We start from the raw sequence: 24,017 nt of genomic DNA, 5'->3' as shown, positions 1-24,017 counted from the left end.
GTCTTCGCCGTGCTGGCAGCGATGTCCGGCATGGAGCGCGAGTACATCCGCGACCGCACCCTCGAAGGCCACGAGAGTGCCCGCAAGCGGGGCAAGATCATCGGCGGGGCCAGCGTCGCCGGCGACGCCATGCTCTCCATGGCTCTCCACCTGTGCGGCCAGGAGATGAGCCTGCGCGACATCGCCGCCCGGCTCGTCATCACCACGGGCAAGAAGAAGGGGCAGCACCCCTCCCCCTCCACCGTCATGCGCATGCTGCGCGAGCACGACGTGCAGACAGCCACGGACGCGGTGGCCGAAGGCGTCTGACCAGCCCAGACTCCTTAGCGTTCAATTCAGCAGCAATACCGGCGGGATGTCCCACAAACGACAACCCGCCGTGTTCATGGCCTGCGCGACTAACGGCTGACTTGCGTCCAGCGGCGGGGGGTGCCCTCCCAGACCCACTGCGGTTCGCGTTCCTTGGAGACGTAAAGGTAGGCGACAACCTGCATGACGCCGGAGTTGTCCTTGAATCCGTCGCCGGCGTTATCGTTCATGGCGAGGTACAGAAAGTTACTGGTGTCCGGGTTCGAGAACGCGAAGTGTTTGCCGATCTTGAACGGTCCGCCGTTCGGCCCCCACTTCCCGATGAGGGAGCCGATCACACCGTCCTGGCCGGCGTGAAGGTACTGGGGTTTGCCCGCGGTTCTCAGATGCTCAACACTCTGGCCCACCTTCGGGCTTTGCCCGTCCGCATCGACAGTGTAGACGTCTTTGCCCTGGCGGTACGCCCACTCACCTGCGGCCCGGACCATGAGGTACCTGCTGCCGTCTCCGCGAATCTTCGTCTCCTGCCACCCGCCGTTTGCTTGGATGTCGTAAGTCCATGAGTCGCTCATGTGACGGAACTTAGCCACACCACGCCCGTCCCGCGCCTTTCTCCTTGCCGGGACTCGACGCAAAACCACGCAAACGGTCGATCTGGTCGCAAGCAGACGGGGCCGCCAGTAGGCGCGGCATGGCGGACTGGACGCTGGTGGACGGCGACTGGGACCTGGTGGCGAACAAGAGCGGGACCACCCACCATGACCTGGATACCCTCGATTGGACACGCCCCGGGGCTTCTGTTTCATAGGTGGTCGCTCGTGAAACACCCGCCCGCCCGGCGATCCACCTGCGGCGATCATGTTTCATGAGTTGTTGCAAACGGCTGGACATCTGAACCACCCTCATGAAACGCTCCGGACTCGTGAGCGGCGACTTCAAGCGCGTGGAATCGCACGCCTGCCCGATGTCCACCTGCGCCGCCCCCGCAGGCTCCCCGTGCCGGACCGGCAAGGGCAAGGTGGCGATCCAGTACCACACCGCCCGCTTCCGCCTCGTGCCTCAACTCGCCAAGACGCTCAGCGTGCCGACCCCCGCCGTACGCAAGCCGGGTTCAGCGTGGACTGAGCTGCCCCGGCCGGTGAGCGTCGGCGCCGAACCGGTCGGACACGTCCGCCTCGGCTACGCGCGCGCCTCGACCAACCGGCAGTCCCTGGACGCACAGCTCGACTCCCTCGCCGAGGCCAGGGTGACGCGGGTCTTCTCGGAGAAGATCTCCACCCGCGCCACCAGACGCCCCGAGCTGGAGGCCGCTGTGAAGCTCGCCGGGGAGATCCGCTCCTCCGGCGTCGCCGTGACCCTCGTCGTCCACGAGCACAAGCGGCTCGGCCGCGGCATCGAACTCGCCATGCTCGCCGAAGAGCTCAAGGCCAGCGACGTCGGTCTGGAGTTTCTCACCGGGGAGCTGAAGGGCTCACACGACCCGTCCGGCATCGTGTTCACCGTGCTCGCCGCCATGTCCGGCATGGAGCGCGAGTACATCCGCGACCGCACCCTCGAAGGCCACGAGTCCGCCCGCAAGCGCGGCAAGACCATCGGCGGCGCGGGCGTCACCGACGACTCCATGCTGTCCATGGCCCTCCACCTGCGCGACCAGGAGATGAGCCTGCGCGACATCGCCAAGCGGCTCGTCATCACCACCGGCGCGAAGAAGGGCCAGCACCCCTCACCCGCCACCGTCATGCGGATGCTCCGCGAACACGACGAGCAGGCCGCCACGGCGGCGAGCACGTGATCACCCGCTACTTTGCGGCAGGTGTCTGAGCTAGGACACCGGGGCCAAGTCCTGGGGAACAGCGTTCTGACCTGTCCTCACGATCAGCACCGGCGACAGAGGCGGCTGACGCAGCCCGCCTTCCACCCGGCCCATCGAGCCGCCCAGGCCGCGGTCATGACCGAGCAGATCGCTGCGGTGACCGCTTCCTGGCGCGATGGTGGGGTGATCGACGTCCCGGCTGAGATGGAGAAGATCACCGCCAGGGTCCTGCTCGCGACCATGTTCAGCGCCTCGCTCAGCCCGCAGGTCATGGCCCGACTCTCCAGCGACCTGACGGTGGTGCTCGCCGGGATCTTCCGCCGGATGTTTCTACCGGCCGCCTTGGACCGGCTGCCCACGGTAGCCAACCGCCGCTACCACCGCGCGAGCAGCCGACTGCGGCACACTGTCACCGCCGCTGTGACCGACCGCCTTACCGCTCCCGGCCAGGACAACGGCGACGGTACAGACCTTCTGTCCCTCCTGCTGGGCGCCGGCGACGCCACGGGGGATGCGCCCGAAGTATCGGACACCGAACTGGCCGACCAGGCTGTCACCTTCTTCGTCGCCGGCGTCGAGACCACGGCCACCACCCTCGCCTGGGCCCTGCACCTGCTGTCCCGCAACGCAGATGTCGAACAACGCCTTCACGCGGAAGTCGACGCCGTCCTCGCCGGGCAGCCCGCCACCTACGACGGCCTCCCCACGCTGCCTCTGACCGGCCATATCGTCAGGGAAACCCTGCGCCTGTACCCGCCGCTTCCGTTGAGCACCCGGATCACCACCCACGACACCCGCCTCGGTGACCATGTCATTCCCGTCGGCACCACGATCGCGTACAGCCCTTACCTCATCCACCACCGCGCCGACACCTACCCCGACCCTGAGCGCTTCCACCCGGGCCGATGGACCGGAGCGGCCCTGGACGGTGCCCTGCCGCGCGACGCCTTCTTCTCCTTCGGCGGCGGCGCACGCAAGTGCATCGGCGACCAATTCGGCCTCACCGAAGCCACCCTGGCCCTGGCCACCATCACCGCATGCTGGGAACTGCGCCCCGCCGCCGGAACCGACAGCCGGCCTCAGCTCAGCAGCGCACTGCGCCCCAAACGCTTACTGATGCACACCACCGACCGGACGCGCCGCGCATCGCCTTGAAGGCCGTGCCGTCATCCGGTGAGTCGGCCCCCAGCATTGCACCACCGGTCGGCGCAATCCCATCGGGCGGGTCTCCGAGCGGGATTGAAAGGCCCATACCGAACGACAGTGCATTCGAGAAGGAATGCCGACAGCACCATTTGCGAGGATCCATGCCGCAGGATGCGGAATTCTCTGTGCCTTTCCCTTTCCAGGCCAACCCGCACCTGACGGCGGCACGTGAGCGCAACCTGGACTGGGTACGTGACCTGGGCGCGGTCAGCGGTGATGAGGCGGCCGGACGGTACCTGTCCTCGCACGTGGCGGACCTCGCCGCCTACTTCTACCCCGGCATCAGCGCCGAGGACCTCCCTCTCGCCTACGACCTCATGGGCTGGTTCTTCCTCTTCGATGACGAGTTCATCGTGCCCGCCGGAGAGCATCCCGCAGCCGCGGTGGCCGATTGCAAAGAAATGATCTTACGAACGCTCGGCACCCCCGTCAGAACCCCACAGGACACCACCCCGATCGTCGCTGCCTTCACCGACGTGTGGACCCGCATGAACCACGGCATGTCGCCGCTGTGGCGGGCCCGAGCCGCGCACGCCCTGCTGAGCTACTTCTGGGGAAACCTCACCGAGGTCGCCGACCGCCACTCCGGCACACACCGCACCCCCGAGGAATACCTGGACCTGCGCCGCAAGAGCGTCGGAGTGGATGTCAGCCTCGCCGCCGGCGAACGCCTCGGCCACTTCGAGGTCCCCACACTCGCCTGGTCCAGCAGCCTCCTGACGCACATGGTCCGCATCACCACCGACCACATCATCCTCGTCAACGAGGTGGTCTCTCTCGACAAGGAAGAGGCATCCGGCGACCCCAACCTGATCCTCTGCCGCATGCGCGACCAGAACCTTTCCAGAAAACAGGCGATCAACCAGACCATCGAAGAGGCGGACACCGCGGTACAACGCTTCCTCGACCACGAACGCCAAATCCCCGCCCTGTGCAGCAACCTGGCCCTTTCGTCATCCGAACGCACCGCAGTCCACGCGTACACGGACATGATGCGCACCATGATTCGCGGAAACCACGACTGGCATCGCACTGCTGGACGGTACTCCTCCCAGGCCCAGCCTCTGGTCCCTCCCACACTGCTGACAGGGCCCGCCAACCACGGTGAACAGAACCATGGCGACCTGCAGGAACACGCATCACCCCGCCAGCCAACGTGAACGGTGCGGTGTTCGGTCGCGCTGGTACTGCGGCTCGGCCTGCCGTACGAGGGCCTGGCGGCTTCAGCGGGCCCGGCGCGCTCAACTCGACGCCGGGTGAGGCGATGCGGGCCCTGCCGGGAAGCGGCGGGGGAGTACCGCAGTAAATGCGAAGCGCCCTCTGAACGGCAATAATTATTGGACTTCATACCCAACAGTCACCGGCGGCTGTCGCCAGGCGTCAGCAGACTGGTCCCCCCCTGAGCTCCGTTGTTCTGTCAGGCGCCGGAGCACTTGTCGGTCCGGCACGGCTCGGTCCGCCCGCACGTGACGCAGGCCGGCGGACCGTGGCGCTGTGGCTGGGTCAGCGGGCGAGGGTGACCTCGATCGGCGTGTTCGGGCAGCCGGCGAGAATGCCGGTGAGCGCAGCCTGCTCGGCCGGGTCGACGGCGAGGCCCCAGCGGGTCTTGATGGCGACCCAGTCGGTGGCATAGGTGCAGCGGTAGCCGGCGGCCGGGGGCTGCCAGGTCGCGGGATCCTGGTCGGACTTGGAGCGGTTGGAGGCGGCGGAGACCGCGATCAGCGCCCGGGTATCCTCAAGGTCGTTGGCGTAGGCTTCGCGTTCCTTCGCGCTCCAGGCAAAGGCGCCGGAGTCCCATGATTCGGCGAGCGGGACCAGGTGGTCGATGTCGAGAGCGCGGGCCTGCGTGAAGTAGGCGTCGTCGTACGGGGAGTACCAGGACCCGCCACTCAGCTGACACCGGCCGTCCCGTGCGGGTGCGGTGACGGCTTCCTCGATCAGGACCTCGCTGCGGGTCGAGCAGCCGTCGCGGTCGGCGTCGACCCAGTGCCGGAACTTCGCACGCTCATACCCGGTGCGGTCCTCGTCGCGGAGTGGGAGTGCCTGCAGGGCGTCGCGGACGGGCAGGGCGACCCTCTCGCCTGGGTCGGCGGCGTGCGCGGTGGTGGCGGGGGTGATCAGGACGGCGAGCGCGGAGAGGATGGCCGCGGCGGTTCGGGCGAGGCGCACAGGGGTTTCCTTTTCAGAGATCACGGACAGTGGGTGATCTTCGTAGCGGTCCTGGGTGCGACCCGCCCCGCCTTCGGCCCGCTGCTCACCAGCACGGGCGGTAAGTCACACCATCACCAGGCTGCGCCAGGCTCGGCGCAGCCGGGAGGCAGTCGTACTGACGGTGGTCGCTCGCGCCAGCGGTCTGGTGGGTGGTGGTCCGCCAGTAGCCGGCGACGCGGTCGAAGGTGTGGGTTATCGGGTCCTGAAGCGGCGGAAGAGGTTTCGGGCCACGTATACGCCCGGGCCGCCGAAGCCGACGATGTCGAGGCGTCCGTCTCCGGTGATGTCGGCGAGGAAGCGGGGGTGGCGGTCGACCCGCCAGGCGCCTGCGTCCTCGTTGTATCCGAAGCCGCGGCACACCAGTTGGGCCTGCTCGAACTGGCCGTCGCCGCGGTTGTGCGATACCCAGACTCCTTCGTCGCCGAAGCCGACGATGTCCGGGTTGCCGTCGCCGGTGGTGTCGGCGAGGAGCCGGGCGTGCTTTTTGCTCGTCCAGCCCTGGGCGTGCCCGAAGTCGTTCAGGACGAGCTTGGCGGGCTCGAACGTGCCGTCGCCGAGCCCGCGTGCGACGACGACGCCCTGCGGGCCGAACCCGACGATGTCCAGCTCTCCGTCGCTTGTGGTTTTGAGCAGGAAGCGTGGGTGTTCCTCGACCGAGCTCCATCCCTGGTCGGTGCCGAAGTCGTCGAGGATGTACAGGGGTTCGGCGAAGTTGCCGTCTTCGTCCTGGAGGGAGACCCAGACGCCGTCGTCGTGGCAGCCGACGATGTCGAGCCTGCCGCCGCCGGTGGTGTCGGCGAGGAAGCGGGGGTGCTTGTCGGCAAGCCACCCTCCCGCTTCCTCGTCGTGGCCGAACGCCTTGAGGACCGGTTCGTCGCCGAGGGGTGCGAACGTGCCGTCCTCGTCCTGGAGGGAGACCCAGACGCCGTCGTCGTGGAAGCCGACGATGTCGAGCCTGCCGCCGCCGGTGGTGTCGGCGAGGAAGCGGGGGTGCTTGTCGGCAAGCCACCCGCCGGCCTGCTGGCCGTGCCCGAACGCGTTGAGGACTGGCTCGCCGTCCGCGGGCGGGAAGGTGCCGTCCTGGTCCTGGGGGGAGACCCGGACGCCGTCGGTGGCAAGCACGACGACATTGGGCTTGCCGTCGCCTGTCAGGTCGGCGAGGGTCCACAGGTCCGAAGGGCTCGCCGAGGGCGCGGTTGGGTGCAGGACGCGCTCGTCGTCGTCGAACGTGCCGTCGCCCCTGCCGGAGGACGTCACAGCCCCTTTCGCGGGCTTGAGCCCGACGATGTCCTTTCGCCCTGCTTCCACGGTGTCGGCGAGGAACCGGTCTCCGAGCCCGGCCCACCAGCCCGGTTGCCCGCTGGGGAAGGTGTTGGCCTGGTGACTCTTCCACCCGCCGGCGTCCTGGTCGCTGCCGAACTTCTCCAGGACCAGCAGCATGTCGCTGAAGCAGGGCGTCGCGCCGGGTGCCGGCCGCAGCGCGGTCGGGCGGACCAGCCGCCATGAACGGCGGCCGTTCCAGTGGTCCAGCGGCGCCCAGGGCAGTACGGGGTCGCTGACGCGCTCGGGCTCGGCCGTAACGAACCGCCACCGCTGGCTTGCCGCGCCGTCCTCACGCTCGCGCAGGACGACCCGGGTGTCGTCCTGATCGTCATTGCCGGGGTCGTCGGGGTCGGCGAGGTCGAGTACGGCGCCGTCGGTCGCGGCCTCGATGAAGTACAGGCCCGCTTCACCCTCGACAGGGACGAGGTGCCACTGCTGGTCCTTCCTGCCGGCGGCGGCGTCCCACTGGCGGACGCTGCGGTCCGCGGCGCCCGGGTTGTCGAGCACCTTGTCGCCGGCCGCGCTGCGGATCACATACGCCTGTTCCTCCTGCGCTTGTCCGCCCTGCGCGGCCTGCACGGGGGTGAGCTGCCACTGCTCCGGGCTCGGGCCGTCATCGGGGAAGTCGCGGACGACGAGCGCCCCGTCCGCGCCCGGCGCGGCCTTGGCGCCGAGGGTCTTCCCCGTGGCGGCGTTGACGATCTCCAGTTTCAGTTCTTTCGTGGGCACGGGCATCGTGGTGCCTCTTCCAGGCGTGGCGGGCGTTGGGTTCGGGAGGGGTGCGGCGCGGCGGGGCCGCGGATCACGTGAAGACGTGGTGGTACGGCACGCTCCACTCGTTGGGCAGCCGCGGGTAGAACGTGTTGATGACCGTGCCCGTGAAGTCCCCGCCCCAGTTGTAGGTGAGCCGTACCTCGCTGTCGCCCGTCACCGCGTGGTCCTTGAACCCCAGGATGGTGTCGGGGTGGGTGATCGGCACGAACGTGATCCCGCCCCACGGTGTCACCGTGACGACCCAGAGCTGGGTGTCCTCAGGCGCACCGTTCTTCCCGCGCCACAGGGCGTCCACCTTGTCGGGCAGGCCGACCTGGACGGTGTCGGCCGTGCTCTTGGGGGCGTCCTGGTGGACGGTGATGCGCCTGCGCTGCGGCTTGGGCGCGCCGTCGTCGCCGCGCCCGGCGTCCGGGGCGCCTGCGCCGGCGGGTTTGGGTGAGACCTGGCCGGCGGCGCTCTCGATGAAGTACAGCGGCCGCTGCCCGAAGAAGCCAGCGGGGGTGATGTACCAGAGGTGTCCCTTGGCCTCCTTGGTGGCCGGGCCGAGCGCGGTAGCCAGCTTGACGCCGCTCTTGTGGTTGGCCTCGGTCAGTTCGGCGGGCTGCAGGTAGCCGCCGTTGAAGGCGTGGACGAGCATGACCGGCCGGTTCTCGACCAGCGCAGCCACGATGGCGTTGTCGTAGCTGTTCACCGCCACCGGGCCGCCGACCACCAGATTCGACATCGCCGTGCGTTCTTGGGTGTACATCGCGAAACCCCACCTGTCCTGAAACTCGAAAGAACTTCGGTCAACGATTCCGGAGACGATTTGAAGACTGCCGCGAATACCTCACCCGCCGCAAAAACCTGAGGCCATTGCGTTCACACGAATAAGGCGGTTCGGGAAATGCCAGCCGAGCAACCGACCGGCCCCAAGTTACCTTTGCCTGAGGCGAGTTGAGAATGCCGCCGAGCCCCTATCACTCGATTGAGCGCATAGCAGTCGGACGTCTTCCCGGGCGGCAGATCGGGTGCTAACTTCGATTTTCAGAACGCGCGCAGATTCTCGTTCACATTTCACCGAGTGCAATTCTGCCAGATTACTCGAGGGCGGGAAATGTCTTCCAACGCGTACAACCTGGGACGGGCCAAGCGCCAGCCGCTGACGAAGAAGAACCTGCGGGAACTCGACATCAACGTCGACGACGAGCAGACCTGGCGGCCCATCCTGGACCACCCCAACCTGGTCTACAGCGACGACTACGGTGTGCGGCACAAGCCCGTCGGGTTCTCCGTGAACAAGACGAGCTTCGGCGATTTTCCCGGGACCGCGTTCCAGCTGGGCTGGCTCGCCTACATGAACCTCGGGGAGCCGCTGATCGAGGAGCGGTGCGACATCAGCCAGCCTCCGCCCGACATGTTCTCCTCGCGCACCTACGTCAACCGCAGCCAGGCGTCCCCGATGAATTTCACCGACTCGGTCGACTTCACCGTCTCCAACGGGGTCACGTGGTCGCTCCATGGAGAGGCCAAGCTCACCTTCGGCGGCAGCGTCAGCGCGCAGCTCCAGCTGATGCTGCAGAACCAGCTCAAGATGGACCTCCAGGCGCAGCTTCAGACGCAGCTCCAGAACGAGCTGGCGAACAAGAACGCCAACACGATGACGAACAAGAACAGCAAGGACAACGTGGGGGTGGACAACGCCAACGCCACCGAGACGGGCGTGCGGAACGCGGCGACGAACTCCGCGGCGGCCTCGGTGACGAACTCGGTCGCGTTCACGACCCAGGGCAGCGCCACCGGCAGCGCGACACTCAACGCCTCGCTGCTGCTGGGCATCTCGGGCTCCGTCGGCGGCTCCCTGAACACCAGCTGGGCGTCGAAATCGCAGATCTCCGGCCAAGTCCCGCCGGACTCCCGCGTGCAGACCATCGCCACGCAGCGGCGCTGCCGCAGGCACTACTGCTACGAGATCCCGGTGACCTTCTCCGGCTTGATCGCGGTGATGTACCCGGTGCCGGTCGCGGTCCTGTCGCCCCCCCAGTCGGATGACTACCCGGGCCTCGCCCAGGTGGTCGCCCGCGACATCGGCGACCTCGACCTGGCCGGCGGCGGCTTCCGCATGAAGGGGCTGGCCGAGGTCGTCTCCGCCCTGGACGTCCACCACACGATGTTCGACGGCGAGAGCCTGACCGACAGCCAGCGAGCGCTGCACAAGCAGCCCTGACCGGGCACACGACGACGACAAAGGGTGACAACCATGGTGTTCAACAACATCTTCGGCTTCGCGGACAACAGCGCCGGCCTCTTCTCGGTGACCGTCAACAAAGACAAGCCCCGACCGGCGGCGGGCGTCGACGACTTCGAGGACGTCGAGGATGACGCATACGACGACAAGAGCACGAGCCTGTACAACAACGCCATTCACGGGGCCTCCTTTCGGGCGAAGGTCGTACGCGAGCAGTCGCCCGAAGCGCGGGCCATGCTGGGCTTCCTCGGCTCCTTCATCCAGACCACCCGGCAATCGGCCGGTACGCAGGCCGAGTACGCCCAGAATCCCGGCTCGGTGTCCACGGCGGCGGCCGGCGGTATGCACAAGGCGAGTGAGACGGTGACAAAGCACGACGGCCTTCAGAAGAACGAGGACCTGGAGAGCAAGCCGAAGAAGAGCGACTACACCAAGCCCCCCAAGGCCCCCGAAGCACCCAAAGCACCCGAGCCCGGCAAGGCGCCCCAGGCGAGCGCCGACAAACCCCCCCGTGCCAAGTCCGACGAGGAACCTCCTGCTCAGTCTGAGTAGGCCCGGCTTTCCGTGGGGGTCAGGGCCACGCGAGCCCCTGACCCCCACGTGCCTCACACGGGGAGCAGCTGCCATTGCTGGCCTAGCCGGCCTTGCTGGCTGCCCTGCGACCCGTGCTGCGTGATCACCGTGCCGGGGTTGCGGTTGTCGACCTGCAGGAGCAGACCGCTGCCCCGGTTCGCGATCTCGTACACCCGCGGGGTGCCATTTCCCGAGCCCACCGGGATCAGCCTCCACTGCTGGTGGCGCGCGTCATCACCCTCGTAGGCACGTTGCGCGACCGCCGCGCCGGCAGTCTTCTGCGCCCCGACGACCTCCAGGACCAGGCCGCTGTTCACGTTTTCGATCCTGTACAGGACATCGCCGCTGTCCAGGCCCACCACGACCAGCCGCCACCGCAGGTGATTCCTGGGCACGGTGCGCGGGGGGGTGAACAACTGGTGGACCGGGGCCCCGTCCATGGTGGACTCACCCCCGACCCCCATCCGCAGCCTGCTGCGGACGTTGGCCCAGGAGACCACCGTGCCCGACTCGGGCAGCCCGGCCATCTTCGCCGACTCGACCTTCCGAACCCGGTGGTTGCCCTGTTCGGCGATGTAGAGGGCGTCGGTGAAGTCCACAGCGAGGCCGTACGGGCTCGCTAGCAGGGCCGAGGTTGCCGGGCCGCCGTCGCCGTCCAAGACACCGGTGAAGCCCGCGGGGTCGCTGCCGGCGAACGTGCTGATATTCCCGTCCGCCGTGACCATCCTGACCCGGTGGTTGCGCTGGTCGGCGATGTACAGGACGCCGGTACTGTCCACCGCCACCCCCGTGGGGAAGTTCAGCCGGGCCGAGGTTGCCAGGCCGCCGTCACCACCGAAGCCACCTGCGAAGCCCTTGGGGCCACTGCCGGCGAATGTGCTGATATACCCGTCCGCCGTGACCTTCCGCACCCGATGATTACCGGAATCGGCGATGTAGAGGTTGCCCGCGCCGTCCACCGCCACTGCGTACGGGTTGCTCAGCAGCGCGGAGGTCGCCAGGCTGCCGTCACCGTCGAAGCCACCACCGAAGCCCGCGCAGTCCATGCCGGCAACGGTGCTGATCTTCCCATCCGTTGTGACTTTCCGGACCCGGTGGTTGCGTGTGTCGGCGATGTAGACGACGCCGGAGCTGTCCACCGCCACCCCCATCGGGCGTCTCAGCTGGGCCAAGGTTGCCAGGCCGCCGTCCCCGTCGAAACCACCACCCTCAAGGTCCGCGGTGCTCATGCCGGCGAACGTGCTGATCTTCCCATCGGCCGTGACCATCCGGATGCGATGGTTGAAGCTGTCGGCGATGTAGACGACGCCGGAGCTGTCCACCGCCACCCCCTGCGGGCCGTTGAAGCCGGCGGCGGTGGCGGGGCCGCCATCACCGTCGACGCCCGAGCCCGGGCCGGCGAGTGTGCTGATCTTCCCATCGGTCGTGACCTTCCGTACCCGGGCGTTGTTGACGTCACAGATGTAGAGGGTGCCGGCGCTGTCCACCGCAATCCCGCACGGGGAGTGCAACTCAGCCTCAACCGCAGGCTCGTTCTCCCCCTTGAACCCCGCGACCACGGTCCCCACGACCGTGCTGATCGGAGGGTCGAAGCGTTGGCCAGTTGTGGCTGCCGCCTGGGCAGTGCTCATCGTCATCCCCTTCATCGCTCACCGTTTACCGACCGCCCACTACGGACGGCTGTAGGTTGACTGCAGGAAGTCACAAGAGTGTCGAGGTGACGAGATCACGTGCGTGATGTTCCCTGTCGGGCACGTTGGCGAGACACCACACCGGATCGGTAGCAGTCCCCGGCAATGCCCGGGACGTGGAGACGACCGCTCGACCGCGGCGGCTTGGGGACCAGCCCGACGCGCTCGGTGGCAGCCAACGGCTCGCCACGGACGCCATCACCGGGCGTGAAGAATGCGGGCAGCTCCCTTCCGCCCTTCCAAGTCGCGGTCTCCCCTGCGAGATAGACTCCCTGCAAGGGAGATGCTGGCAGTCCAGCAGGTCAGGCAAACAGGGCAAGTAGCACCCAAACCCGACGACTCAGTCCCAAAAGAGACGTTTAGTGTTGGAGTGGCGTGCTCGTTCCTTGCCTCTCGCGCGGTCAGCGGGACCACTGAATGACCTGAAGGAGCTCGCCCACACGGGCTATCCATCTTCCGCACGCGGACTTTGCGCTGCGGTGGACGGCACCGGTCGAGCGTGGACGGGGCGTGGCCGAAGTCCAAGCGGCTCGGGCGCAGTCGCTCGACCTCCTGGTGGCGCAGCGCTCCGACCAGTTACTTCGCTGAGCGCTCGGTGAAGTTGGGGCGGGCGGCAGCGACGTTCTGCTCGTGAACCACCCGCTCGGGGTGCGTGCCGGCGGCGGGGAAGGTGTTCCACTTTTATTGCGGACGACCCGAGACGCGGGGTAGGCCCGCACACGGCGCGTCGGGCGTTCGGCAACAACCTCTAGACGCGAAGAGCGCGCCAACCGGGCACGGCCGCGGGCGCGCGAAGTTGCAACCAGTGCACATTGGCGAGAAGCGCCCTCGTCGGCCCTAGGGGGCGGTGAGGGGCGCTGTACAGAGGTGCGTTGAGGAGTGCCGTCGGCGCCCGACGGCTACTGACGCTCCGTCATGAAGAGCTTGCCGAGCCTAACTGGCGATTACGAAGGGTAATTGATCGTATGCATATGGTGATGCCGCCCGGTTGAAGAACCGGGGGCGAACGGGAGGGGAAGAACATGACGATTCCTTCGACTCCGGGCATGACCTGGGACAACGTGGCTTCGCTCGGAGGGCAGCTGACGGGCAATCCGGCGGTGGCTCCCTCGTCGGACGGCCGCCTGGAGGTGTTCATCAGGCACCGCGCCGACAACGCGCCGTCGACCAGCCATCAGCAGACATGGGGCGGCTGGTCCGACTGGGAGAAGCTGGGCAGCAGCACCTTGTCCGGCGATCCCTCCGCTCTACGGACGGCAGCACGGCGCATCGGCGTGTTCTTCCGCAACGACCAGGGCCACCTCGAGCATCCCTGGCAGACGGTCATCAACGGCACCTACGGCCCGGGAAAGACGCTGGTGACCCATATCGGGGGCGACCCGGTCCCCGGGCTGAACGCCGACGGGCGCCCCGAGGCGTTCTTCCGGGGCACCGACGGCGCCCTGTGGCATGTGTGGGAGACCGCCAAGTCCGGCTACGGCGACTGGACCGACCCGGGCAGCCTGGGCGGCTCCCCTGCCGGAGACCCGGCAGTGGCGACAGACGCCCGCGGCCGCCTTCAGGTGTTCTTCCGCGGCACCGACGGTCATCTGTGGGTCACCCGCCAGCGGGACGCCAACAGCAGCGGCTGGGACAGCCCCGTGAGCATCGTGCAGAACATCGGCGGCGACCCGGTCGTCACCACCAACGCCGACGGACGCCTGGACGTGTTCTTCCGCGGCACCGACAACGCCCTGTGGCACCTGCCCCAGACCGACGACTACAACGGGTGGGCCACGCTGACCAGCCTCGGCGGAACCCTCACCGGAAACCCCGCCGCCGTCCAGGCCGCCGACGGCCGGCTCGCCGCCTTCCACTGGGGCGGCGGCCACCTGTGGGCCTGCGAGCAGACCGTCATCAACGGCACCGCCTGGAGCGCCCACGAGCAGATCGCGCAGAACATCGGTGGCGAACCCGTCGTCGAGGCCGACGGCCACGGACGCCTGCACGTGTTCTTCCACGGCTCGGACCACGCGGTCTGGTACATCGCCCAGCAGTTCGGCCAGTCTGCGCCGGGCTACGCGGTGTCCCCCTGACACCAGCTTCCCCAAGCCGATGCAGCCGCGGCCCGTCAGCGCGTACCGGCCGCCGGATCTGATGTATGTCCCCACCCGTCACCCGCAATGTGCTGGGGCGTGCCAGAGGACCGGTAGACCTCGGCGGCGGTGTAGGCCCGCGCGGTTCCCATCGAAACGACCGGGCCCGATACCCGCAGGACAAGCGCGGAAAGCTCAAAGCCAAAGGCGGGGCGACCGAGTGGATCCACTGGCAGTCCGTGCGAGGAGACTAGCCACGCCCGGCTCTCCTACCGCCGGGCGCAGGCCAGGTCAACACCAGGGGGGCGACTGCCCGGCCTTTATCGGCCGGGCAGCTGCCCCCGGCATACGATTGCACTCAGTTGCACGATCCGTACGGCGCGCTCGCTCGTGAACTGTTCGGCAGAGCACGGAGATTCGACGGCGTGGCCAAGGCGTCGCGAAGCCGCTCGATCTCCATCCTCTGGGCGGCGATCTGCGAGAGAGCCCGTTCCCTGAAATCAGTGAGCCCATCGATCTGCTCGTCACGTGCGGTGAGGCGTTCCTTCAGCCCGGAGACCTGTTCATTGAGGCGCTCGATCTGTGCCGCCCGCGGGTCCGGAATCACGCCCGTTTCCCGAAGCTCGGTCAACCGGCGCTCGAACTCCTCCGCCAGGTGTTGGTAGGGGCCAGGCCGCGGTGAGCCGTCGCGGTTCTTCTTGGGATAGAAGCCGGTGCGGGCGACCCCGGCCTGGGCCGCGAGGGTCTTGATGTCGCACTTGCCTCCCGAGGGAACGTCACCGGCAAGGAGCCGTTCCATGACCTGCCGGATGGCCGTCTCGTTGTCCCGCCGCCTCTCGTCGCTGATGCGGGCCACGTCATGCCCCCGTTCCGGAGTGGGCGTCGATCTCGGCCAGCACCCGTTCATCGCGGGCGAGTTCCGTACCCAGCCGGGCCTTCTCCGTCCGCTGCGCGCGCCCGATGGTGGCAATGAAGACCTTCTTGCTCTCGGCGCTGGCTGCCCATACCGGGCGGTGCCCGGCATGGTGGGTGGCCTGGGGGCACCGCGCCGAATCGCACATGCCGATCAAGGGCTCTGTCGCCCCGCGGGCGTGGGACCCTGCGAGCTTGAGGCACAGCGCCTTGGACGGATCGAGGAACCAGCAGTAGTTCGCCGGCCCCAGGTGCAGGGCCTTGGCCCGCTTGGCGAGCAGGTTCGTCACCTCCTGGTCGCTGCGCTTGATGTTCGGCGCCCCGGAGGAATCCAGCTGTTCGTCGACGAACGCGAAGAAGTCCAGGAGGTCGCTGGCGCCAGGCCCCGCAGGCCGGATACCGTTCTGGTAGTCGTGGAATGCGTCGAGGGCGACGCGCATCTTGTGCTCTCGCTCCTCTTGGCCGAACTCGGCCATCAGCACCGACTGGGCCCCACCGGGGCGGTCCGCATAGCCCTCGGTGGTGACCACCGAAATGTGCTTGAGATGGATCTTGGCGGCCAGCAGACCACCGGGCCGGTGCGCCATTTCCACCGCGAGGGTTCTCCGTAGCATCCGCAGACTGACCGGCACCTCGGGGATCGGCGCCAGCCCGAGGCGACGGCCCTCTGGACCATTGACCCAGGTCAGGAACCATTCGTACGGGGTGAAGAAGGAGAGCGACTTGAACAGGTGACCGGTGTTCTTCACCGGGTCGGCGAGCGAGGCGGCCACGCCGGCGGTGTCGTACGCCTGCTTGATGGTCACCCACTGATCGTGTTCACCACCCAGCTTCCGGCCCTTGATGACCTTGCCCTTCAGGCGGTAGCGGAGGCGGCCCTCACCAAGCTGTTCGGGAGGCTGGCGGCAGTCGTGGGTCAGCTCGGCCAGTTCGCTCTTCCGCATTCCGGTCAGTGCGGCGAGCGCGATGAGGCAGGCTGTGCGGGCCCGGGAGAGCTGCAGTCGGGCCTCGGTGGTGTTCATCGGCAGGGTCCAGGGGACACTGCCCCGTCCGTCCGCGCGTTCGACCAGGGCGGCCGTCCGGCCCCAGCGTTTGGCCAGGCCGACTTCCCTGACGGCCTTCTCCAGGTGGCCGCGCAGGGTGGGCAGCCACGTGTAGTGGAAGGCGTGCCGTCCGGTCTCGTGGGCGAGGGAGATCAGGTTCACCCGTAGCAGCGGATCGTGCGGATCCCAGCCGTCCGTCAGCCGCTCGGCTACGACGTGATCGAGGGCGACATCGAACGGATCGGCCTCCTGTATGTGGCGGTCGATGGCCTGCGCGACCTCGACCCTCCAGTCCGGACGCTCACGGTTGTTGCGGCCCGGACGGTTCGGCACCATCTCCTGCAACTGTTGCTGGAGTTCAATGACGTGCGGCGTCAGCACCTCCACCACGAACAGGGCCGCCGCGACGAGCGGTTGGAAGACGTCATTGCTCAGCGGCGGTGTCGTGTTGCCCGTCCGACGGACCATCCCGGCGACGGAGTACGCCGTGCGCCGCCCCCACGGACGGAAGGCCGGCACATAGCCGTCGGCTGAGAACAACTCCTTGTAGTAGCCCAGCTCCTGGATGACCGCCACTACGTCCATGCGGTAGCCGGGGCTGCTGTCGCGGATCACGACTCCATGCTTGTCCCGTACCTTCTTGCGAAGCTCCAGGTAGGCAGCACAATGCTGCTGGGTTACCTCCCCGAGACTGTCGACGCCCTGTTCGGTGAGCCAGTTGAGCCAGCCGGTCAGCACGGTCAGCCGCCCGTGCACCGTCGCTACCTGCACAGGCGTTCGGTAGGCGTGGGCAAGTTCCCGCACCGCGGGGTGGTCCGGTGCGAGCCGGGCGAAGATGAACTCCTTCGCGAGTTCCCTCCACTGGGGATTGAGGATCTCGGTGAAGGACAAGATCCGCGCGTACCGCGCAAGGTACCGCGGCAGCCCGATGACACCGGTGAAGTCCCAGATTGCATCGTCGAAATGAGGATGCGGGCCCGCACCGTGAACCGGCAGACCGGCCGCAGCGCACACGTCTTCACCTCGAAAGACGGAACGCGAAAAGGGGGCCGTGAGGCCCGCGGGCCGGTGGAGGGTGGTCATACGGTGTGCTCCTCAGGTCGCAGGGGAAGCTCGACATCGGAGTCGGTGACCTCGGCAGCGGCTGCCCGTAGCGCGTGCTCGGAGAAGTACCGGTCGGGGGTCAGGATCTCGTCGAGTCGGTGGGCGTACGGGCCGAAGACGGGGATGAACTCGGCAGTGGTCATCTGCTGCCACTGGCGGGAGAAGAACGCCCGTAGTCGCAGCAGGTTCGACAGATGGCGGGGGGCGAACAAAGCCAGCGGGCACAACAGGCACACCCACGGGCGTGCCGGACAGGGCTTGCCCTTCGGCCCGTGGAGCCCCGACAGCTGATCTCCACAAGCCGCGGTGAATACGTCGCGTTCCCCGGACAGGAGCTGCGCCAAGGCGTTGTCATCCAGGCCGAGCCGCTTCATGTGCTCGGGATAGTTCTCCACCAGGTCGGCCATCTCAGCGGTGGCCAGCACCAAGGGCGGCAGCGCCCGGCGAACGAGGTCCTCCTGCGCCTGGGCGATGATGTCTTCCGCCGCCTCGCGCTGAGCCGGCGTCGTGTTCGTCAGGTAGTGGTCCCCCTCGACGCCGGGGGACCGGTTCGGATCCAGCGTGGACCGGCGGCTGCCGCGCCAGTGCGACCGGTCTTTCAGCGCATCGTGCGTAGTGCGGATGCGGTGCAGGTGAAGGGCCAGGGGGAGACCGTCGTCACCAGTCATCTGTGCGGGCCGCCCGCCCTCGTCGACGGCCTGGCGCCGCTCCACCCAGGCGCATATGGACAGGCGCGTGGCCGGTTTGGCCAGCCATCGCTCTCCCGCCCGTGTGCCACTCGGCGTGAAACGCACCCAGAGCTCGGGGCGCAGTTCCTCGGGTGCGAAGCGGCGGGCCACCGCAGAGTGATCGAGCCACTGTTCCAGCAGGCGAGTGGCCTGACGTGACAGAGCAAGGCTCTCCGCCGCGGTGCGGCCCTTGACGTAGCTGAGGAGGATCTTCTCATCACCCGCCCACTCGATGTCGTCGAGTCCCAGGTCCGCGATCCCGTCCGGCACGACCCCGGTGTACGCGCCGAACAGCAGTTGATAGGCGATGATCACATCCAGGGTCGGGATGAGCGGATCCAGCACTGCGCGAAGACCGACCCCGTATCTCTGCCGGAAGGGGAACGAGCCGCGGTCTGCCATATCGTTGACGAGCGGGTCGGGCCCGTTGTGAAGCACCAGCCAGTGATGGGCAGTGCGCTCACGGAGCGAAGCCCCTGGTCCGTCAGCCGACGAAGCCTGCTGACGGACCACGCAGAACGCGTGGTAGGCGCCATCGACCTCGTCCCGGCAGGTACGGATGAGCCGAGCCCATTCGGCCTCGCTGTAGGGCTGGTGCGAGCCGTACCGCTCGCCCGTGTTGAACAGCCGGCCATCGACGAACGCGCGCACGCCCGGCGCCAGAAGCTGATCCTGGTCATCCGCGCAACGCAACATCGCCCGCAGCGCGCTCTCCTGGGAGGATCGCACCCCTTGCCGCCAGTACCGGGCGAGGAGCGCGCGCGTCAGGTCGGAGGCCCCGCCGGAGAACCCGAACTCGACCAGCCAGTCGGTGAAGCCGCGGATGGCCGTGAGGTAGAGGTCGATGCCTCCCGCGCTGTCGACCTGCCCGTGCGGATGGACAAGGTCCGTGGCGCCTTCCAGCAGAGTGCGTGCCAGCCCCGGGAGCTCCACTGGTCGCCGCACACGAAGAGGACGGCGGTACTCCGACCCGTCGCTGAAGATGCAGTGCACACCCAGCGGGTCAAGGGTGACGGTGGCCGGCATCAGACCACCGCCGGTTCGTCGTCGAACTCGGTCTCGAGCTCGGCGTCCTCGTCCAGCAGGCCGTACTCCTTGCCGACCCGCCGATACAGGGAGGTGAACAGGCGGAGCACGTCCAGGCGGCGGAGGTACGCTTCCGTGGTCAGCGAACTGGTGTGTCCGAGCAGATCGCGCAGAATCAGCAGCGGTTCTTGGGTCCGCAGGTAGTGCGCCAGGGCGGCATCGTCGTCGGTGTCGCGCACCTGCCGAGCAGCCTGCTCGTACCAGCCACGCATCAGCCGCGCCATGGTCGCCATGGCCATGGTGTGACGCAGCCGGTGCGGATTGACGTGCGGAAAGCGCGGCTCGTAAAGCTCGCGGATGCGATCGGAGGTCCTCGCGAAGACCGTGGCCCATCCGGTGAACGGACGTCCCTGGCCCCACACCGACAGCAGCATCGAACCGCCGTCCGGGGCGACCAGACGCCGCCGCTCATCAGGGCCGAGCGAACTCCACTGCACACGCACCCCGTTGACGCGTCCGCCCCGTTGGTCAACGGCCGTCACGAACAGCGGCTCCCCCCAGCGGGCCGGCGGACGCCACGACGATCCGAACGTCGCCGCTGCCCGGTCGAGAGCGATGTAGGAGTGCAGCTCAGCCAGTGAGTCGTAATCGATCCACGACTCGCGGTACTTGCTTCCCTTGGTGACCCCGGACGGGACCGGGAAAGAGACCGGCACCGCGGTCCGTCGCGAGGGAAGCAGGGGCACCTCGCAGGCCAGCAGGTACGTGTACTCCTGGCTGCGTAGCCCGCTGGAGACGATCATTCGGCCGACTGCCGAGTTTCGGGCCAACTCCCGTCCTCGGTAGCGCAGATCCCGCTCCCCGTCGGGGCCCAGGCCCGCCAACCCCTTCAGGAACATGTCCGTAAAGTCGTCGTCGAGATACTTGATCGTCACATGCGGCTTGGCCTGGCGCCGCCGTGACTGGTTGACCCGCCCGCGACGGACTTGCCCCTTGAAGGCCCAGACCGCCTGCCGGTACGTGAACGGCTCGGAGTCGGCGTACTCCTCATCCTTCGCCCATTTGTAGAACCCCGCCAGGATCCCCATGTTCTGGTTCCACGTGGATGCCTCGAAGCGATGCTTGATGGGGCCCTGGGCTCGATAGACGGAGTACGCGCCCAACACCGCCTTCAGACGACGCCTCGTGTCGAACAGGGCGACCCCGCGCTCGGATATGAACTCCAGCCACTCACGCACCGTACGCACGTAGTAGGGCCACGAATTCGGCGATGGGCACCCATTCGCCGGCAGCTCGCAGGCCCAGCAGTTGATCACGGTCGTGGGACGGACGCCGTTGCTGTCCTCGAAGAGGAGGTCGTCGTCGAACAGCAACGGCATCCCCTCCGGGATCGCCGGTCTGAACGCAAGCCCCCAGGACTCCCAGCCTGCTGATGAGTACGTCGATTGGTGCATGGCCGATGAGTACCAATGCAACCCGGCTGAGTGCAACAAACAAACGAGCAGGTCAGGTGGCACATCAGGCGGTAAGCAACACCGTCGCTAAGCGGGAACAAGCAGGTACAGGGCCCATAGGGTGTTTTGGAGTGCCAGGGCGGCCGAGGTAGTCGCGTTGACCAGGGTCAGTGTGCGCAGCCGGTGGTCACGGCGTACGTACCGCAGGCCCTCACCGATCTCGGTGTGCAGACGGTGGCTTCCTGCTCGCGCCCGGGTGGTCTCGCGTGTCTGGATGCGGGCGGTGCACCAGGCGCTGACCAGGTAGGAACCGACGTCACCGAGCACTGCCCGGGCCGGTCCGAGGAGCGCGGTCAGGGCAGCGGCGAGGTTGCTGCCGGCGGTGGCGGCGACGGCGAACAGAGCACCGATACGGCTGTTGCTGCGTTGGATCAGGGACCGGTCGACCAGGCTGGGCAGAAGGCTGATCGCGGCGGCGTCGTGCAGCACGCCCGCCGCGCCCTGCACCGCAGCGACCACCATGAGCTGGGCCAGGGACAGCCTGCCCAGCGCCGCCGCTGCGGGCACGCTGGCCAGCGCGGCGGCGCTGACCAGATCTCCGGTGATCATCTGCTTCCGCTTGGAATGCCGGTCGGCCAGCGCTCCGGCGTGCAACGCCAGGAGCGCGGGAGGGAGTTGGCCCATGAACGTGATCCAGGCAACCTGGGCAGGGCTGGCATCCAGTTCGAGAACGGCCAGCACGGGCAGGGCCATCGAGCTAATGGAGCTGCCGGCCACACTGGCGGCCTGGCCGGTCAGGTACCGACGGAAGTCCCGGTGTTGCCACAGAGACGTCCGCCCGGCCGACGAGACGGAGTCACACGGGCAGGACATGACGTACCCCCTCGGCTTCCCTCAGACGCACGCCCGGCGCGACCGTGACTGCGTGATCGTGTTGCCCGGGCATCCCCGGCACCGCGGTATCCACGCCCAGGTCGCCGCCCCGTACACAGCCGTGGAGGAAAAACACCTTCCGCCGCACACGAAGGGGGGCGTCACATGGTCGTGGGTCGGTCGGCACATCGGCATTTGGGCGAGCCAGCATGGCGGTGTGCCGTGTGCTCGCGGCGGTGGACAGGTCCGTAAACACGATGCTCTTCGGCGGGCGTGTGTTCATGCGCGTGCCTGCCGCTGTTCGTCATCGTCCCTGGCATCCGAGGAGACCTGGCAGGACAGCAGCTGCCGGAACAAGCCGGGCTGCTGAGACAGCTGTTGGAAGGTGCCTTCCTGCACGACCCTGCCCTCGTCGAGAACGACGATCCGGTCGGCCACGGCGACGCTGGTGATGCGGTGGGTCACCAGCAGCACCACCCGGTCCCGGGCAAGACCCCGCAGCCGCTGGAAATTCCGGTACTCGGCAAGCGGATCGAGGTTCGCGGTCGGCTCGTCGAGGACCAAAAGCCCTGCCTGGCGGAAGAACGCACGTCCGAGAGCAATGCGCTGCCACTGGCCCCCGCTCAGTTCCTCCCCGTTGAGCCACTCGCGGGCGAGAAGGGTGTCCAGGCCGGCGCCGAGCTTGTCGACGACCTCGTCGGCGCCGGCGGCCTCACACGCCTCACGCACCGCCGCGTCGCCACGCGCCGTGGGCTGCCCGAGGGTGATGTTCTCCCGCACCGTCAAAGGCCAACGCGCGTAGGTCTGGGGTACCAGGGCCACCTGCTGCCACAGCGCCTGCGGCTCGGCGTCGCCGGTGGGTACGCCGTCCCACAGCACCTGCCCTTCGGTGGGCAGGTACAGGCCGCTGATCAATTTCGACAGCGTCGATTTCCCCGAGCCGTTGAAGCCGACCAGGGCGGTGACCTCGCCTTGGCGCAGGGTGAGTGTCACGTCGGACAGAGCGTCTTGGTTCTTGCCCGCGTACCGGTGTGTGACCGACTTGATCTCGATCTTCTTCGGCGGTGCCGGGTGATGCGCGCCCCGGCGCATGCGGAACCCTCCGGCCTTGTCCAGGAAGCCGCTCCAGTCGTCCATGTACAGGCCCGTGCGCACGGCGCGCGCCCCTACCGAGACCAGGCCGCGGACCGACTGGCCCACCGTCTGCAGGGCGAAAACAGCTGTCCCGGCGTGTCCGACGCTGATGCGGCTGGTGGCCAGCAGCCAGACGACCGCGGCCCATACGACCGCCGACCCCAGGCCGCCGCAGAGCGCGCCGATCAGGGACATGCGGGCCCCCTTGTCGGCGGCGGCGCGGTCCTCGCGGTTGATCCGGGCGACCGTCTGCCGGTACCGGCCGGAGAGGAAGGCGGCCATGGTGCCGGCACGGATCTGGTCGGCGGCCTCCTTGGTGTAGATGTGCCAGCGCAGGATTGACAGCATCCGCAGGTCGCCGTTGCTGCGCAGATTCGCCAGGTATCGCACGCGGGCGGCGCTGATCTGGGCCAGGGCCTGCGGCAGGCTGGCCGCGACCAGAAGGGGGAGAAGGACCCAGTGCACGCCGGCCAGCACGATCGCTCCGGCGACGAAGGAGGCCGACGAGGCGATCAGGTCCTGCCCCTCGTTGATCAGGTCCCCGGTGACCTGTGCCCCGCGGTCGGCGGCTTCGCGGTCGTGGTTGAAGTCGGGCTCGTCATAGGCGCACAGCTCCACCTCGGCGCAGCCGGTGAGCAGCATCTGCTCGGCCTCGCGCGACATCAGTGGGCCCAACCGGGAAGACAGCCAGGAGACGGTGATCCCCAGAAGGGCGCGTACGCCGGCGGTGCCGGCCAGCAGGGCCACGGACGGCCATGCCTGAAGGAGCCGCTGGTAGACGTCCCCGCTGGTCAGCAGGGCGGTCAGGGTGCCGCTGATGGCGAGCAGGCCGAGGGCTTGCATCACGCCGGTGACGGCCTGGCACAGCAGGAGACCGATGGTTGCCCGGCGGTCGACCCGCCATGCGAGTGCCAGTGACCGGCGTACCAGCTGCGGCAGCCGCCGGGCCATATCACGCATCCTGATCGAACGGCCGGCCGCTTCACGGCTGCCCGTCAGATCCACGTACCGCATCTGCGGCTCGCTGGCGGCCGTTTCCGATGGCTCATCCGGCTCGGCTGCAGAAGGCGCCTCGGTCCCGGCCGTCGGTTCGGGAGGCGACGAAGAGGGTGTGGACTCCAGCGGGGCGGTGCGCGGCCCCGGGATGTTGTCGGGTGATGCATCGGTGGGCTCACTCATGCCGCCCACCCCGTATCCGGTCGTGCTGCGCGCTGAGCGGCGGCGTCAACCTGCCGCCCGGATCGTGCGGAGCACGGGCCGGCCGGCACGGGACGTTCGAATACGGCGACAGGATCCACGGGGACGGGCACAGGATTCACGGAGTCCTCCAGATGGACGCACGAGGGGTACTGGTGCTCTAACAACGGCCCCCGGACGGGTCTGTCACGGGCGGATCCGGGGCAGATCGTGGACGGATGTTCTATTCGGTGGTCGTGGTCAAGCGGGCCTTGTCGCGAGGTGCGCCTGCATCGCTCGAACAGCTCGGATCACCCCTTCGAGGTATTGCGGGGATCCCGTCGGGCGCGGTGCGGGCATGGCAA

18 protein-coding genes are annotated in these 24,017 nt (G+C 67.9%); 7 read left to right on the top strand and 11 right to left on the bottom strand.

Annotated features, from left to right (window positions below; all coding sequences use genetic code 11):
* Nucleotides 1–9: 9 nt before the first annotated feature.
* Nucleotides 10–309 carry a serine integrase family protein gene (locus tag ABT288_RS15125; protein ID WP_351607039.1) on the top strand — a complete coding sequence of 100 codons (300 nt, stop codon included), beginning with the start codon at nucleotides 10–12 and terminating at the stop codon, nucleotides 307–309.
* Between the two features lie 89 nt (nucleotides 310–398).
* On the opposite strand, the gene ABT288_RS15120 is transcribed toward ABT288_RS15125, so the two are convergent.
* Nucleotides 399–881 carry a hypothetical protein gene (locus tag ABT288_RS15120; RefSeq protein ID WP_351607036.1) on the bottom strand — a complete coding sequence of 161 codons (483 nt, stop codon included), beginning with the start codon at nucleotides 879–881 and terminating at the stop codon, nucleotides 399–401.
* 332 nt (nucleotides 882–1,213) lie between these two features.
* On the opposite strand from ABT288_RS15120, the gene ABT288_RS15115 reads away from it, so the two are divergent.
* Genes ABT288_RS15115 through ABT288_RS15105 form a run of 3 tightly spaced genes read left to right on the top strand, consistent with a single transcriptional unit; the run spans nucleotide 1,214 to nucleotide 4,488 of the window.
* Nucleotides 1,214–2,101, top strand: a complete 888-nt coding sequence (locus tag ABT288_RS15115; protein ID WP_351607033.1) for a recombinase family protein — start codon at nucleotides 1,214–1,216, stop codon at nucleotides 2,099–2,101.
* Nucleotides 2,102–2,122: 21 nt separating this feature from the next.
* Nucleotides 2,123–3,277 carry a cytochrome P450 gene (locus tag ABT288_RS15110; protein WP_351607030.1) on the top strand — a complete coding sequence of 385 codons (1,155 nt, stop codon included), beginning with the start codon at nucleotides 2,123–2,125 and terminating at the stop codon, nucleotides 3,275–3,277.
* A 5-nt stretch (nucleotides 3,278–3,282) separates the two neighbouring features.
* Complete coding sequence (locus tag ABT288_RS15105) at nucleotides 3,283–4,488, top strand: terpene synthase family protein (RefSeq protein WP_351607027.1); 1,206 nt, start codon at nucleotides 3,283–3,285, stop codon at nucleotides 4,486–4,488.
* Nucleotides 4,489–4,831: 343 nt separating this feature from the next.
* Here the strand turns inward: ABT288_RS15105 and ABT288_RS15100 are convergent, their stop codons facing one another.
* The 3 genes from ABT288_RS15100 to ABT288_RS15090 all read right to left on the bottom strand — a co-directional run bounded on the left by ABT288_RS15100 (nucleotide 4,832) and on the right by ABT288_RS15090 (nucleotide 8,384).
* Nucleotides 4,832–5,497 carry an HNH endonuclease family protein gene (locus tag ABT288_RS15100; protein WP_351607024.1) on the bottom strand — a complete coding sequence of 222 codons (666 nt, stop codon included), beginning with the start codon at nucleotides 5,495–5,497 and terminating at the stop codon, nucleotides 4,832–4,834.
* Between the two features lie 234 nt (nucleotides 5,498–5,731).
* Nucleotides 5,732–7,597, bottom strand: coding sequence for an FG-GAP-like repeat-containing protein (locus ABT288_RS15095; RefSeq protein ID WP_351607021.1), 1,866 nt, complete (start codon nucleotides 7,595–7,597; stop codon nucleotides 5,732–5,734).
* Nucleotides 7,598–7,664: 67 nt separating this feature from the next.
* Nucleotides 7,665–8,384, bottom strand: a complete 720-nt coding sequence (locus tag ABT288_RS15090; protein WP_351607019.1) for a hypothetical protein — start codon at nucleotides 8,382–8,384, stop codon at nucleotides 7,665–7,667.
* A 348-nt stretch (nucleotides 8,385–8,732) separates the two neighbouring features.
* Here ABT288_RS15090 and ABT288_RS15085 point away from each other — a divergent pair, with 348 nt between their 5' ends.
* Together ABT288_RS15085 and ABT288_RS15080 are read left to right on the top strand one after the other, a co-directional pair.
* The gene (locus tag ABT288_RS15085; protein ID WP_351607017.1) at nucleotides 8,733–9,842 is read left to right on the top strand and encodes a hypothetical protein; all 1,110 of its coding nucleotides are present in this window, start codon (nucleotides 8,733–8,735) and stop codon (nucleotides 9,840–9,842) included.
* Nucleotides 9,843–9,875: 33 nt separating this feature from the next.
* Nucleotides 9,876–10,415: a hypothetical protein gene (locus ABT288_RS15080; RefSeq protein ID WP_351607014.1), complete on the top strand. Its 540-nt coding sequence runs from the start codon at nucleotides 9,876–9,878 to the stop codon at nucleotides 10,413–10,415.
* Nucleotides 10,416–10,468: 53 nt separating this feature from the next.
* On the opposite strand, the gene ABT288_RS15075 is transcribed toward ABT288_RS15080, so the two are convergent.
* Nucleotides 10,469–12,067 (bottom strand): NHL domain-containing protein, encoded by a 1,599-nt coding sequence (locus ABT288_RS15075; RefSeq protein ID WP_351607012.1) that lies wholly within the window; start codon nucleotides 12,065–12,067, stop codon nucleotides 10,469–10,471.
* A 1,082-nt stretch (nucleotides 12,068–13,149) separates the two neighbouring features.
* Here ABT288_RS15075 and ABT288_RS15070 point away from each other — a divergent pair.
* On the top strand, nucleotides 13,150–14,202 hold the full coding sequence (locus ABT288_RS15070) for a PLL family lectin (RefSeq protein ID WP_351607009.1): 1,053 nt from the start codon (nucleotides 13,150–13,152) through the stop codon (nucleotides 14,200–14,202).
* Between the two features lie 358 nt (nucleotides 14,203–14,560).
* On the opposite strand, the gene ABT288_RS15065 is transcribed toward ABT288_RS15070, so the two are convergent.
* From ABT288_RS15065 to ABT288_RS15040, 6 genes are all read right to left on the bottom strand, one after another.
* Nucleotides 14,561–15,058, bottom strand: a complete 498-nt coding sequence (locus ABT288_RS15065; protein WP_351607007.1) for a hypothetical protein — start codon at nucleotides 15,056–15,058, stop codon at nucleotides 14,561–14,563.
* A 1-nt stretch (nucleotide 15,059) separates the two neighbouring features.
* The gene (locus ABT288_RS15060) at nucleotides 15,060–17,048 is read right to left on the bottom strand and encodes a site-specific integrase (RefSeq protein ID WP_351607004.1); all 1,989 of its coding nucleotides are present in this window, start codon (nucleotides 17,046–17,048) and stop codon (nucleotides 15,060–15,062) included.
* Between the two features lie 188 nt (nucleotides 17,049–17,236).
* Nucleotides 17,237–19,015 carry a hypothetical protein gene (locus ABT288_RS15055; RefSeq protein WP_351607001.1) on the bottom strand — a complete coding sequence of 593 codons (1,779 nt, stop codon included), beginning with the start codon at nucleotides 19,013–19,015 and terminating at the stop codon, nucleotides 17,237–17,239.
* Nucleotides 19,015–20,394, bottom strand: a complete 1,380-nt coding sequence (locus tag ABT288_RS15050; RefSeq protein WP_351607109.1) for a site-specific integrase — start codon at nucleotides 20,392–20,394, stop codon at nucleotides 19,015–19,017. The genes ABT288_RS15055 and ABT288_RS15050 overlap by 1 nt, the downstream gene beginning before the upstream one ends.
* Before the next feature lie 162 nt (nucleotides 20,395–20,556).
* Nucleotides 20,557–21,342 carry an MFS transporter gene (locus tag ABT288_RS15045; RefSeq protein WP_351606999.1) on the bottom strand — a complete coding sequence of 262 codons (786 nt, stop codon included), beginning with the start codon at nucleotides 21,340–21,342 and terminating at the stop codon, nucleotides 20,557–20,559.
* 279 nt (nucleotides 21,343–21,621) lie between these two features.
* The gene (locus ABT288_RS15040) at nucleotides 21,622–23,490 is read right to left on the bottom strand and encodes an ABC transporter ATP-binding protein (protein WP_351606996.1); all 1,869 of its coding nucleotides are present in this window, start codon (nucleotides 23,488–23,490) and stop codon (nucleotides 21,622–21,624) included.
* Nucleotides 23,491–24,017 lie beyond the last annotated feature (527 nt).

Source organism: Streptomyces sp. NPDC001093, assembly GCF_040298985.1.
Lineage (GTDB): Bacteria > Actinomycetota > Actinomycetes > Streptomycetales > Streptomycetaceae > Streptomyces.
The sequence above is the reverse complement of the archived record's forward strand: the minus strand, read 5'-3'. Positions and strand labels throughout refer to the sequence as shown.

Excerpts from the sequence above, each read along its gene's own strand:
- ABT288_RS15120 (WP_351607036.1), bottom strand. The coding sequence starts at position 881 with ATGAGCGACTCATGGACTTACGACATCCAAGCAAACGGCGGGTGGCAG.
- ABT288_RS15115 (WP_351607033.1), top strand. The coding sequence starts at position 1,214 with ATGAAACGCTCCGGACTCGTGAGCGGCGACTTCAAGCGCGTGGAATCG.
- ABT288_RS15095 (WP_351607021.1), bottom strand. The coding sequence starts at position 7,597 with ATGCCCGTGCCCACGAAAGAACTGAAACTGGAGATCGTCAACGCCGCC.
- ABT288_RS15090 (WP_351607019.1), bottom strand. The coding sequence starts at position 8,384 with ATGTACACCCAAGAACGCACGGCGATGTCGAATCTGGTGGTCGGCGGC.
- ABT288_RS15085 (WP_351607017.1), top strand. The coding sequence starts at position 8,733 with ATGTCTTCCAACGCGTACAACCTGGGACGGGCCAAGCGCCAGCCGCTG.
- ABT288_RS15080 (WP_351607014.1), top strand. The coding sequence starts at position 9,876 with ATGGTGTTCAACAACATCTTCGGCTTCGCGGACAACAGCGCCGGCCTC.
- ABT288_RS15075 (WP_351607012.1), bottom strand. The coding sequence starts at position 12,067 with ATGAGCACTGCCCAGGCGGCAGCCACAACTGGCCAACGCTTCGACCCT.
- ABT288_RS15070 (WP_351607009.1), top strand. The coding sequence starts at position 13,150 with ATGACGATTCCTTCGACTCCGGGCATGACCTGGGACAACGTGGCTTCG.
- ABT288_RS15055 (WP_351607001.1), bottom strand. The coding sequence starts at position 19,015 with ATGCCGGCCACCGTCACCCTTGACCCGCTGGGTGTGCACTGCATCTTC.
- ABT288_RS15050 (WP_351607109.1), bottom strand. The coding sequence starts at position 20,394 with ATGCCGTTGCTGTTCGACGACGACCTCCTCTTCGAGGACAGCAACGGC.
- ABT288_RS15045 (WP_351606999.1), bottom strand. The coding sequence starts at position 21,342 with ATGTCCTGCCCGTGTGACTCCGTCTCGTCGGCCGGGCGGACGTCTCTG.
- ABT288_RS15040 (WP_351606996.1), bottom strand. The coding sequence starts at position 23,490 with ATGCGGTACGTGGATCTGACGGGCAGCCGTGAAGCGGCCGGCCGTTCG.